Origin of the sequence: Mycobacterium sp. (genome assembly GCF_049683935.1) — a bacterium.
Taxonomy (GTDB): Bacteria; Actinomycetota; Actinomycetes; order Mycobacteriales; family Mycobacteriaceae; genus Mycobacterium.
Genome location: NZ_JBAUJR010000305.1, coordinates 1 through 11,250, shown reverse-complemented (window position 1 = coordinate 11,250; position 11,250 = coordinate 1). Strand labels below are relative to the sequence as shown.

At 67.0% G+C, this 11,250-nt stretch carries 11 protein-coding genes and 1 pseudogene; 9 read left to right on the top strand and 3 right to left on the bottom strand.

Features of this window, described 5'->3' with window-relative positions:
- The coding region (locus WA965_RS18045) for an MFS transporter (protein ID WP_526447888.1) at window positions 1-1,079 on the top strand (1,079 nt) is incomplete at its 5' end.
- Here the strand turns inward: WA965_RS18045 and WA965_RS18040 are convergent.
- Window positions 1,076-1,897: an MmpS family transport accessory protein gene (locus WA965_RS18040; RefSeq protein WP_526299437.1), complete on the bottom strand. Its 822-nt coding sequence runs from the start codon at window positions 1,895-1,897 to the stop codon at window positions 1,076-1,078. The two genes, WA965_RS18045 and WA965_RS18040, sit on opposite strands and share 4 nt — an antisense overlap.
- A gap of 134 nt (window positions 1,898-2,031) precedes the next feature.
- On the opposite strand from WA965_RS18040, the gene WA965_RS18035 reads away from it, so the two are divergent.
- The 3 genes from WA965_RS18035 to WA965_RS18025 all read left to right on the top strand — a co-directional run bounded on the left by WA965_RS18035 (window position 2,032) and on the right by WA965_RS18025 (window position 4,339).
- Complete coding sequence (locus WA965_RS18035; RefSeq protein ID WP_526299441.1) at window positions 2,032-3,858, top strand: alpha/beta hydrolase family protein; 1,827 nt, start codon at window positions 2,032-2,034, stop codon at window positions 3,856-3,858.
- Between the two features lie 84 nt (window positions 3,859-3,942).
- Window positions 3,943-4,146: a hypothetical protein gene (locus WA965_RS18030; protein WP_526299435.1), complete on the top strand. Its 204-nt coding sequence runs from the start codon at window positions 3,943-3,945 to the stop codon at window positions 4,144-4,146.
- 37 nt (window positions 4,147-4,183) lie between these two features.
- The gene (locus WA965_RS18025; RefSeq protein WP_526299433.1) at window positions 4,184-4,339 is read left to right on the top strand and encodes a hypothetical protein; all 156 of its coding nucleotides are present in this window, start codon (window positions 4,184-4,186) and stop codon (window positions 4,337-4,339) included.
- A gap of 3 nt (window positions 4,340-4,342) precedes the next feature.
- Here the strand turns inward: WA965_RS18025 and WA965_RS18020 are convergent, their stop codons facing one another.
- Entirely contained in the window at window positions 4,343-4,981 is a 639-nt protein-coding gene (locus WA965_RS18020; RefSeq protein WP_526299431.1) for an SACE_7040 family transcriptional regulator, read from the bottom strand.
- Window positions 4,982-5,084: 103 nt separating this feature from the next.
- Here WA965_RS18020 and WA965_RS18015 point away from each other — a divergent pair, with 103 nt between their 5' ends.
- The 5 genes from WA965_RS18015 to WA965_RS17995 are packed head-to-tail and all read left to right on the top strand — an operon-like array spanning window position 5,085 to window position 11,085.
- Window positions 5,085-6,635 (top strand): carboxyl transferase domain-containing protein, encoded by a 1,551-nt coding sequence (locus WA965_RS18015; RefSeq protein WP_526299429.1) that lies wholly within the window; start codon window positions 5,085-5,087, stop codon window positions 6,633-6,635.
- 4 nt (window positions 6,636-6,639) lie between these two features.
- On the top strand, window positions 6,640-8,634 hold the full coding sequence (locus WA965_RS18010) for an acetyl/propionyl/methylcrotonyl-CoA carboxylase subunit alpha (protein ID WP_526299427.1): 1,995 nt from the start codon (window positions 6,640-6,642) through the stop codon (window positions 8,632-8,634).
- Entirely contained in the window at window positions 8,631-9,791 is a 1,161-nt protein-coding gene (locus WA965_RS18005) for an acyl-CoA dehydrogenase family protein (protein WP_526299425.1), read from the top strand. The genes WA965_RS18010 and WA965_RS18005 overlap by 4 nt, the downstream gene beginning before the upstream one ends.
- Window positions 9,788-10,279, top strand: a complete 492-nt coding sequence (locus WA965_RS18000) for a MaoC family dehydratase (RefSeq protein WP_526299424.1) — start codon at window positions 9,788-9,790, stop codon at window positions 10,277-10,279. The genes WA965_RS18005 and WA965_RS18000 overlap by 4 nt, the downstream gene beginning before the upstream one ends.
- Complete coding sequence (locus WA965_RS17995; protein WP_526299422.1) at window positions 10,279-11,085, top strand: HpcH/HpaI aldolase/citrate lyase family protein; 807 nt, start codon at window positions 10,279-10,281, stop codon at window positions 11,083-11,085. The genes WA965_RS18000 and WA965_RS17995 overlap by 1 nt, the downstream gene beginning before the upstream one ends.
- 1 nt (window position 11,086) lies before the next feature.
- On the opposite strand, the pseudogene WA965_RS17990 reads toward WA965_RS17995, so the two are convergent.
- A pseudogene (locus WA965_RS17990) lies at window positions 11,087-11,250 on the bottom strand (enoyl-CoA hydratase); the annotation flags it as partial.

Sequence of the window (11,250 nt, the reverse complement as noted above, 5' to 3'; positions counted from 1 at the left end):
GCATCTGGGTGGACGCCCCCGCGCGCCGGCGCCGCGCGCTCGCCGTGCTGACCGGGATGGTGGTGCTGCTGACGGCATCGATGAGCCTGATCCGTGACGACCACACCTACCTGTGGCCCGGGCTGGTCCTGCTCGCCTGCACCGCGGCGTGCAGTGAGCTGGCCACGGTGCCCTACAACGCCATGCTCCGCTCACTGTCGACGCCGGAGACCTCCGGCCGGATATCGGGAATGGGATACGCGCTCGGCTATTTCGGCAGTGTCCTGGCGCTGCTCGTGGTGTACCTGGGCTTCATCTCCGGCAGCGGTGATACCCGCGGTCTGCTGAATCTGCCTGTCGCCGACGGCCAGAACGTCCGTGCGGCCATGCTCTTGATCGCGGCGTGGTTCGCGCTCTTCGCGCTTCCGCTGCTCATCTCGGCCCCCGCTGCCGATGCGGAAGAACCGCAGGACCGAGTCAGCTTCCTCGGCGCCTACCGCCGCCTGTGGAGCGAGATCCGCGAGCAATGGCGCATCGACCGCAACGTCGTCTACTACCTGGGCGCCAGCGCGGTGTTCCGGGACGGGTTGGCCGGGATCTTCACGTTCGGGGCGATCCTGGGGGTCAGCGTCTACGGCGTGTCCGAGGCCGACGTGCTGCTGTTCGGTGTCGCGGCCTGTGTGGTCGCATCCCTTGGCGCCGTCCTCGGCGGTCACGCGGATGACTGGTTCGGCGCCAAACGCGTCATCGTCGTCTCGTTGACGTCGATGGTCGTCGTCGGCATCACCCTGATGCTGGTCTCGGGGGTGGTGGCGTTCTGGATCCTGGGGCTGATGCTGTGCCTGTTCATCGGTCCGATCCTGTCGTCGGCGCGCACGCTGATGATGCGGATGGCCGCCTACGGCAAGGAAGGCATGGCGTTCGGTCTCTACACGACCGCGGGGCGCGCGGCGACGTTCCTTGCGCCGTGGCTCTTCTCACTGTTCATCGACATCTTCGACAGCGACCGCGCCGGCATGGCCGGTCTGGTTCTGGTCCTGGCACTGGGACTGGTGGCGATGCTCGGGGTGCGGGCGCCACACACCCGCCTCCGGGGCTAGCCGGTCGTGGCGCAGATGGTCAGCCCGGCGCCGGTGCGCTGTTCCACCGCAACGCCGTTCACGGTGATCGAGCAGGCCACCTCCCGGCCGACGTTGATGATGCTGATGCTGGCGGACCCCTCGGCGGGTTGAGGCAGCGCGACCTCCTTGCTCCAGGGCAGCATCACGTTGAACTCGGTCTGCAGCAGACCGCCGGTGTCGACATATGTGATGTTGATCGCACGACCGTCGCCGTCGACGGTGTACACGACGGTGTCGGTGGCGCCTTCGACGGTGGGTGGTGTGCGGGTCGGCACGGTCGGCAACGTCGGTACGGGCAGCACAGGTGTCGACGGGGTCCGTGATGTCGTGGTCGGTGCGCGCGATGTCGTGGTGGGCGTGGAGAAGCTCGGCTCGGGCAGCGAGGGGAGCGGCGCGACCACTGTCTCCTGCCGGGAGCTGTTGACGATCACCAGTGCGATGATCAGGCCGATGACGGTCAGGACAGCGACCGCGGCGACGACCCAGAGCCAGCGGGGGGATTTCGGGCCGTCGGGCTGCGGTGGCTCGCCACCGTGCCCCGGGGGATGGGGCGGCCCGTACTGCCCGGTCGCCGATGGGTCGTATCCGTACGGCGAATACGCAGGCAGCTGTTCGGTGGGACGCGGCGGCGGCGCCTGATAAGGCGGGCCGTAAGGGGCCTGGCTGGCATACGCCGGATCGGAGTAGCCCGAGTAGCCGTAGCCGAACTGCTGCGTCGGCTCCTCACCTGCGCGGGAGCTCCACTGCTCGTCACGTCCGCGCTCGCCCGGGTTCGTCCCGCGTCCGCGATCAGTCATGCCCACCTCATGGCTGCAGGGTACCTGTGCAACCGCTCAGTGCGCCGATCCCCGGCCCGGACCCCGCCGCGGGCGCGGACCATGCAGAATCAAGGATCGTGGCACAGCAGGTTCGCAGGGTTTACGGCGCTTCGATGTCGCCGGATGCCACCGCGTTCGCCCATCTGGTCGACGACGGCGGATATCCGCGCGCGGTGCAGAGGTTCCTGCGCGGATGGCGGGCGAGCTCGTCGCGTGACGTCGAACTCCCGGTGGAGGGCCCGGTGACCCGCGTACTGCATTCGGCCGACGGGTACTGGTTGGCATGTCAGGTGGCGCCCGAGGGCGGGACCCGCAGTCAGATCTGGTTGGTGACAACCGATCCCGATGATAGGGACGCCCGCAGAATCGATCATTGGCCCACCGAGGTGGAAGGTACCGCCGAGTTGATCGGCTGGGACGGCACGCTGGTGGCGGCGATCCTGACCGGCGAGGACGGTGTGGGTAGTTCCTGCCTGATCGACCCGTCCGGGGGAACGACGACGGTGCTGGACCGCCGCTCCGGCGGCCGATTGGTGGACGCCTGGGCCGGAGCGTCTCTGGTGCGTGTCGGCCCCCGGGGTTACCGCGATCTGATCATGCTGCGTGGACTCACCGAAATCGCGCTGCTGCCCTACGATCCCGGTTCGACCACCGACACCGGCATCATCCTCGACGACCACAGCCCGCGCCGGCTGCGTTCCGGTCCGGAGGGCGAGATCCTCAATCTCTATCAGCCGGCCAAGGAATACGGCGTCAACAGCACCGAAGGTTACGTCCGGGCACTCGTGCGCAGTGAGAACGGTGCCGAGCATGCCCGTCTTCTCGAGGTGACGTCGACCGCTGACGGCGTCTCCTACCACGTGCTGGCCGAACGGCCCGGTTGTGAGCTGGACGAGTTCACCGTCAGCGATGACCTCTCGACGGTGGCGATCCTGTGGAACATCCACGGCGCCAGCGAGTTACAGATCCTGGAGTACGCGGACAACACCTTGCACGACCCGATCCCGCTCCCGGGTATGGTCGCCAGCGAACTGAGCATCAGCGCGGGCGGATCGATGTTGGCCATGACGGTCGAGGGACCGTCGACGCCGCCCACGGTCGAGTTGGTCGACCCGCGGACCCGCGAGTGGGAGCCGGTGGACCGGGAGTTCAGCAGAGGTCCGCTCTCGGCCGACCCCACCCTCGAGACCCTCACTGCGCGTGACGGATTGGCCTTCACGGGTTGGCTTTTCCAGCCGCCGGCCGACGTAGAGACGATCGGCGCGATGCTGTTCCTCCACGGCGGACCGGAAGGTCAGGGCAGGCCCGGTTACAACGAGTTCTTCCCGGCGCTGCTGGAAGCCGGCATCTGTGTGTTCCTGCCGAATGTGCGCGGGTCAGGCGGGTTCGGCCGCACGTTCATGCACGCCGACGACCGCGAGCGGCGCTTCGCCGCGATCGACGACGTCGCCGACTGTGTGCAGTTCCTCGTCGACAACGGGCACGCACCGGCGGGGCGGGTGGCCTGCTGCGGATGGTCCTACGGTGGCTACCTGACCCAAGCGGCGCTGGCGTTTCACCCGGACGAGTTCGCCGCGGGAATCAGTATCTGCGGTATGAGCGATCTGAACACCTGGTACCGCAACACCGAGCAGTGGATCGCTGCGGCGGCGTATCCCAAGTACGGTCATCCGATCAGCGATCGCGACCTGCTGGAGCAATTGTCGGCCCTCCCGCGCGCGCAGGCGGTGTCCGCGCCGCTTCTGTTGGTACACGGACTCAACGACACGAATGTGCCTCCGAGTGAGTCCGAGCAGATGTACGACGCGCTCACCGCACTCGGGCGGCGGGCGGAGTTGTTGTTGTTCGACGATGACGGGCACGAGATCGACAAGCGGGAGAACCGCGCGGTCCTGTTGAAGGCCATGACCGCCTGGCTCACCGACGCGTTCGCGACCTGACACGCCCGCAAAGGTTTACGAAATTGTCTGCGGGGTAAAACTCTGCTGCGCACCAGTGAGGTGTGTATACGGAGGAGGCATGGCATGCGGGGAATACTCGGGGTCATAGTGCTCGTCTGGCTGTTGATCGGCGTTTTCGCCGCCTACCAGCGGGACTACTTCACCGGAGGCGAAGCGAATTGCGCCACCGCGGGAAGCATTGCGCTAACGGTCGTCGCGGGTCCGTTGAACTATGCGGGCGTGAATCCGGAAGTCACGGATTGCGAGATCCCGCAACCCAGTCAGTAATCCTCTGACTGCTCATCTCGAAGAACAAGGAGTGACCATGATCGTCTTGGGCGCCGTCCTACTCATCCTGGGACTCATCTTTGGAATGTCGATACTCACCTACATCGGCGTGGTACTGCTGGTCATCGGAGCCGTCTTCTGGATCCTCGGATCCGTCGGCCGCCCGGTCGGCGGCCGGAAAGCCTGGTACTAGCGGTTATTCGCCCCGTCGTTCGGCCGAGGTCAGCCCGGCGACCGTCATCGCTCTCAAGACGGTTCGCGAGCTGGCCTCGGCCGCTTTTGTGATACCTGGTTTCACGCTGTGCGACGTGGAGTTCAGCAGGCCGAACGTGGCATGAGCCATCAGACGGGCATCCGTCTCGGTCACGTCGGGATCGCGCCGACGCAGCACCTCGACCCAGACCTCGACATACTGCCGCTGTTTGCGGCGGACCTGGCGCTTGCCCGCGGGCGGCAGATTGCCCAGGTCGCGGTCCTGGATGCGGATCAGATCCGACTCGCCGAGAGCGAAGTCCAGGTGGAAGTCGATCAAACCCTCGAGTGCCGATTCGGCATCTTCGGCCCTGCCGACCACGTCGGTCGCACCGGCCAGCAGCCTCGTGCTGATCCCGACCAGCAGCTCGACCAGAAGTGCTTCCTTGTTGGGGAAATGGCGGTAGATCGCCGGTCCGCTCACTCCGGCCGCCGCGCCGATGTCCTCGAGGCGCACCGCTAGGTAGCCGTGCTCGGCCATCAGCCGCTCTGCGGCGTTGAGCAGCTGGTCGCGCCGGTCGGACTTGGCCTTGCTGCGCCGCGACACCTGGGGGGCCGGCGGCGGCAGGCTCTGTGCGGTCACAAACGCAACCTCCTGCCGATGGTGGACACCGAGAGTTAATCGTGATTAACATACCACTAGTTAGTCACCATTAACTCAAATCAAGCGTGAGGCGGACTCTGCGATGGCAGCGCGGGCATCACACCGTGACGATCATGTGGCGCTGGTCGAACAACTGCGCACCAAGCTCGCCACCGCGGCTCTCGGTGGTTCCGAACGCTCCCGCGAACGACATGTGAGCAGAGGCAAGCTGCTGCCCCGTGATCGGGTCGACGGCTTGCTCGACCCCGGCAGCCCCTTCCTGGAGTTGGCTGCGCTGGCGGCCGACGGCATGTACGACGACGAGTGCCCGGGTGCCGGGATGATCGCGGGCATCGGCAGGGTATCGGGCCGAGAGTGCATGATCGTGGCCAATGATGCGACGGTCAAAGGCGGGACGTACTACCCGATCACCGTCAAGAAGCACCTACGGGCACAGGAGATCGCGGCACAGAATCAGCTGCCCTGCCTCTATCTCGTGGACTCCGGCGGCGCGTTCCTGCCCCGCCAAGACGAGGTCTTCCCCGACCGGGAGCACTTCGGTCGCATCTTCTACAACCAGGCGACCATGAGTGCCAAGGGAATTGCCCAGATCGCGGCCGTGCTCGGCTCGTGCACTGCGGGCGGGGCCTATGTGCCGGCGATGAGCGACGAGGCCATCATCGTGCGCAATCAGGGCACCATCTTCCTCGGCGGGCCGCCGCTGGTGAAAGCCGCGACCGGCGAGGTGGTCACCGCCGAGGAACTCGGTGGAGGCGACCTGCATTCGAAGGTCTCCGGGGTCACCGACCATCTTGCCCACGACGATCGTGACGCCTTGCAGATCGTGCGCAGGATCGTGGGAACGTTGGCGCCGCGGATGCCGCCGCCGTGGGACGTGGCGCCGACGGTCGATCCGATCGCCGATCAGGACGAGCTCTACGACATCGTCCCCGTGGACTCCAAGGTCGCCTACGACGTGCACGAGGTGATCAGCCGCGTCGTCGACGGTGGCGAATTCGCCGAGTTCAAAGCCGACTACGGCACCACACTGGTGACGGGGTTCGCGCGCATCCACGGCCATCCGGTCGGCATCATCGCCAACAACGGAGTCCTGTTCGGCGAGTCGGCGGTCAAGGGCGCCCACTTCATCGAGCTGTGCGACAAGCGTGTCATCCCGCTGCTGTTCCTGCAGAACATCTCCGGCTTCATGGTCGGGCGGGACTACGAGGCGGGCGGCATCGCCAAACACGGGGCCAAGATGGTCACCGCGGTGGCCTGCGCCCGCGTTCCGAAGCTGACCGTCGTCATCGGTGGCTCCTACGGCGCGGGCAACTACTCGATGTGCGGACGCGCCTACTCGCCACGCTTCCTGTGGATGTGGCCCAACGCGCGGATCTCGGTGATGGGCGGTGAGCAGGCCGCCTCGGTGCTGGCCACCGTCCGCGGCGAGATGACCGCGGAGGAGGAAGAGGCGTTCAAGGCGCCGATTCGTTCGCAGTACGAGGATCAGGGCAATCCCTACTATTCGACGGCGCGACTCTGGGACGACGGGGTCATCGACCCTGCGGACACCAGAACAGTTGTCGGGCTGGCACTCTCGGTTGTCGGGCAGGCGCCGCTCGAACCCGTGTCCTACGGCGTCTTCAGGATGTGACCAGATGACTTCACAGCTTTTCGACACCGTTCTGGTCGCCAACCGCGGGGAGATCGCGGTGCGGGTCATCCGCTCGTTGCGGGCCATGGGAATCCGCTCGGTGGCCGTGTTCAGCGACGCCGACGCCGGGGCGCGGCACGTGGCGGAAGCCGATGTCGCCGTCCGGATCGGTCCGGCGCCGGCCCGGCAGAGCTATCTGTCGATCGATGCACTGCTGACGGCGATCGATCGCACCGGAGCGCAGGCCGTGCATCCCGGTTATGGATTCCTCTCGGAGAACGCGCAATTCGCCGAAGCCCTGGAACGGGCGGGTGTGGTGTTCATCGGACCTCCGGTGGCGGCGATCCAGACGATGGGCGACAAGATCTCGGCCAAGGCGGCGGTGTCGGCGTTCGGGGTCCCCGTCGTCCCGGGTATCTCGCGTCCGGGTCTGACCGACGACGATCTGCTCGGTGGTGCCGCCGACGTCGGATACCCGGTGCTGGTGAAACCGTCGGCCGGTGGTGGCGGCAAGGGCATGCGGGTGGTGCACGCCGCCGACGAGCTTCCAGCGGCCCTGGTCTCGGCGCGACGTGAGGCGGCGTCGGCGTTCGGCGACGACACCTTGTTTCTCGAGCGGTTCGTGCTCAACCCCCGCCACATCGAGGTTCAGGTGCTCGCCGACACCCATGGCACCGTGGTGCACCTCGGCGAACGCGAGTGCAGCCTGCAGCGCCGTCACCAGAAGGTGATCGAGGAGGCGCCCTCACCGCTGCTCGACGCCGCCACCCGAGCCCGCATCGGTGCCGCCGCGTGTGACACCGCGCGCAGCGTCGACTACACCGGCGCCGGCACCGTCGAGTTCATCGTCTCCGCCGACCGGCCCGACGAGTTCTTCTTCATGGAGATGAACACCCGTCTGCAGGTGGAACATCCGGTCACCGAGATGGTCACCGGCCTGGACCTGGTCGAACTACAGGTGCGGATCGCGGCGGGGAAGAAGCTGCCGTTCGCCCAGGACGACGTCCGCATGGACGGCCACGCCATCGAGGCCAGGGTGTACGCCGAGGATCCCGCCACCGGCTTCCTGCCGACCGGCGGTGACGTCATCGCACTGCGGGAGCCGCGCCGGCCGGGGATCCGGATCGATTCCGGGCTGACCCGCGGCACCGTGGTGGGCAGTGACTACGACCCGATGCTCGCCAAGGTGATCGCGCACGCCGGTGACCGGCCGACGGCATTGCGGGAACTCGACGCAGCACTGGCTGACACCGCGGTGCTCGGGCTCACCACCAACATCGAGTTCCTGCGATTCCTGCTGGCCGATCCCGACGTCGCGGCCGGGCGTCTGGACACCGGGCTGCTCGATCGCCGGACACCGGATTTTGCACCGCTGCCGATCGGTGATGACGAGCTGATCGCCGCCGCGGCGTACCGATGGCTTCAGTCCTGGCCGGCAGCACCTGCCGGCCCGTGGGACGTGCCATCGGGTTGGCGTATCGCCGGGCAGGCGCCGACGTCGTTCCGGCTCCATGCGGGGGATCGGACCGATCACGTGTGGCTGAGCGGTTCGCCCCAGGAGGCGACCGCCACCGTCGAGAACGGCGAAACTCGCACGCTGCGAGTGACTCTGGACGACGACCGGATGGCGGTCACCGTCGATGGGTTGCGTACCGAGTACCTGGTGGCAGCCTCGGGCGGACAGGTGTGGCTGGCACAGGCCGGCCGGGTCGCGATGGTCGAGGAGGTGCGCGAAGCACCCGTGCGTCCCGACGACGAACACAGCGGCGACGCCGAACTGACCAGCCCCATGCCCGGGGCGGTGGTAGCCGTCGGGGTCTCGGACGGCGACCGCGTCGAGGCCGGAACGGTGGTGGTCACCGTCGAGGCGATGAAGATGGAGCACACGCTGGCCGCACCGGTCGACGGTGTGGTGGAACTGATCGTCAGCGCGGGCGACCAGGTGAAGGTGGGTCAGGTACTGGCCCGGATAACGGCGATCGAGGAGCCACGACAATGACAGATTTTCTCGCGACCGGGACGCTGCCCGATCACTACCAGCAGCTGGCGAAAACCGTGCGGGACTTCGCGCAGAGCGTGGTCGCACCGGTGGCGGCCAAACACGACGAAGAACACTCGTTCCCCTACGAGGTGGTCGCGGGAATGGCCGATATGGGGCTGTTCGGTCTGCCGTTCCCCGAGGAGTACGGCGGAATGGGTGGCGACTACTTCGCGCTCTGCCTGGCGCTCGAGGAACTCGGCAAGGTCGACCAGAGCGTCGCGATCACGCTGGAGGCGGGGGTGTCGCTGGGCGCCATGCCGGTGTACCGCTTCGGAAACGATGAGCAGAAGCAGGAATGGTTGCCGCTGTTGGCCAGTGGCAAGGCGCTCGGCGCGTTCGGGTTGACCGAGGCCGGTGGCGGCAGCGACGCCGGAGCCACCAAGACCACCGCAAAAACGGATGGGTCGAACTGGATCATTAATGGCAGCAAGCAGTTCATCACCAACTCGGGCACTGACATCACCAAGCTGGTGACCGTCACCGCGGTCACCGGTGAGAACGACGGGCGCAAGGAGATCTCGTCGATCCTGGTGCCGGTGCCGATCGAGGGCTTCACGGCCGAACCTGCTTACAACAAGGTCGGCTGGAACGCCTCGGACACCCACCCGCTGAGCTTCGACGATGTGCGGGTGCCGCAGGAGAACCTGCTGGGCGAGCGCGGTCGCGGGTACGCGAACTTCCTGCGGATCCTCGACGAAGGGCGGATCGCCATCGCCGCTCTGTCGGTCGGCGCGGCGCAGGGCTGCGTGGACGAGAGCGTCAAGTACGCCAAGGAGCGGGAGGCTTTCGGCCGCAAGATCGGGACCAATCAGGCGATCGCGTTCAAGATCGCCCGGATGGAGACCAGGGCACACGTCGCCCGTGCGGCGTACTACGACGCGGCCGCACTGATGCTGTCGGGCAAGCCGTTCAAGAAGCAGGCGGCGATCGCCAAGCTGGTCGCCAGCGAGGCGGCGATGGACAACGCGCGCGACGCCACCCAGATCTTCGGCGGCTACGGATTCATGAACGAGTATCCGGTGGCCCGGCACTACCGCGACAGCAAGATCCTCGAAATCGGCGAGGGCACAACCGAAGTCCAGTTGATGCTGATCGGAAGAGAGCTGGGCCTGTGACCGGGACCACGAGGGTCGTCGTCCAGCGGGGGCTGTGGTTCGAGGAGTTCGAGACCGGTGTGCTCTACCAGCACCGTCCCGGACGGACCATCACCGAGGCCGACAACGTCTTGTTCACCACGCTGACCATGAACACCCAGGCGCTGCATCTGGACGCCGCGTTCGCCGATGCGCTGCCGCCGTTCAACCAGCGGCTGGTCAATTCGATGTTCACGCTCTCCACGCTGGTCGGTCTGTCGGTGGCGCAGCTGACCCAGGGAACCATCGTGGGCAATCTGGGATTCAGCGACGTGGCCTTCCCCAAGCCGCTGTTCCACGGTGACACGCTGTACGCCGAAACCGAGATCACCGACAAGCGTGAGTCCAAGAGCCGGCCCGGGGAGGGCATCGTGACCTTCGCGCACACCGGCCGCAACCAGCACGGTGATGTCGTGGCCACCGCGTCCCGGAAGACCATGGTGCGCAAGCGACCTGAGGGCGAGATCTGATGGCTTTGGGAACCAACGGTCCGGGCTGGCTGTTCTGCCCCGCCGACCGCCCCGAGCGGTTCGACAAAGCCGCCAAGGCCGCCGATGTCGTCATCCTCGATCTCGAGGACGGCGTTGCGGCCAAGGACAGAGGGGCCGCGCGCAAGGCGCTTCTGGACACTCCGCTCGACCCGGCGCGAACAGTGGTCCGCGTCAATCCCGTCGCCACGCCGGATCACGCGCGCGACCTCGAGGCGCTCGAGGGCACCGAGTACACCACCGTGATGCTGGCCAAGACCGAGACCGCCGAGCAGGTGGCGGCGCTGGCGCCGCTCGATGTGATCGTCCTGGTCGAAACTCCGCTGGGGGCCCTGGCGGTCAGCGACACCGCGCGGGTGGACAACGCCTTCGCCGTCATGTGGGGCGCCGAGGATCTGTTCGCCGCCACCGGCGGCACCTCGAACCGCTGGCCCGACGGCAGCTATCGCGACGTCGCCCGGCACGTGCGGTCGCAGAGCCTGTTGGCCGCCAAGGCGTACGGTCGGCTGGCGCTCGACTCGGTGTACCTCGACATCAGGGATCTCGACGGTCTGCGGGCGGAGACCGACGACGCCGTCGCGGTCGGCTTCGACGCCAAGGTCGCGATCCATCCCACGCAGGTGGCCGTCATCCGTGCCGGGTATGCCCCCACTGAAGACCAGATCGCCTGGGCGCGTCAGGTTCTCGACAGGGCGAGCGGCGAGCGCGGCGTGTTCCAGTTCGACGGTCAGATGGTCGACATGCCGGTGCTTCGGCGCGCCGAGCGCATCGTCGCCCTGGCGCCGTAGCTCACTTGCGCTTGGCGGCAGCCAATCTGGCGGCGAACTCGGGCGATTCGATCGATACCGCCTGGGGGCCGATCTCGACGTCAACGGCCAGGCGGTGTTGCTCGAGGTCGACGGTGCCGGGGTTCGCGGTGGCTCGCATCGAGGCCTTGGTGGCGAGGACCACGT

Excerpts from the sequence above, each read along its gene's own strand:
- WA965_RS18035 (WP_526299441.1), top strand. The coding sequence starts at position 2,032 with ATGTCGCCGGATGCCACCGCGTTCGCCCATCTGGTCGACGACGGCGGA.
- WA965_RS18025 (WP_526299433.1), top strand. The coding sequence starts at position 4,184 with ATGATCGTCTTGGGCGCCGTCCTACTCATCCTGGGACTCATCTTTGGA.
- WA965_RS18010 (WP_526299427.1), top strand. The coding sequence starts at position 6,640 with ATGACTTCACAGCTTTTCGACACCGTTCTGGTCGCCAACCGCGGGGAG.
- WA965_RS17995 (WP_526299422.1), top strand. The coding sequence starts at position 10,279 with ATGGCTTTGGGAACCAACGGTCCGGGCTGGCTGTTCTGCCCCGCCGAC.
- WA965_RS18015 (WP_526299429.1), top strand. The coding sequence starts at position 5,085 with ATGGCAGCGCGGGCATCACACCGTGACGATCATGTGGCGCTGGTCGAA.
- WA965_RS18030 (WP_526299435.1), top strand. The coding sequence starts at position 3,943 with ATGCGGGGAATACTCGGGGTCATAGTGCTCGTCTGGCTGTTGATCGGC.
- WA965_RS18040 (WP_526299437.1), bottom strand. The coding sequence starts at position 1,897 with ATGACTGATCGCGGACGCGGGACGAACCCGGGCGAGCGCGGACGTGAC.
- WA965_RS18005 (WP_526299425.1), top strand. The coding sequence starts at position 8,631 with ATGACAGATTTTCTCGCGACCGGGACGCTGCCCGATCACTACCAGCAG.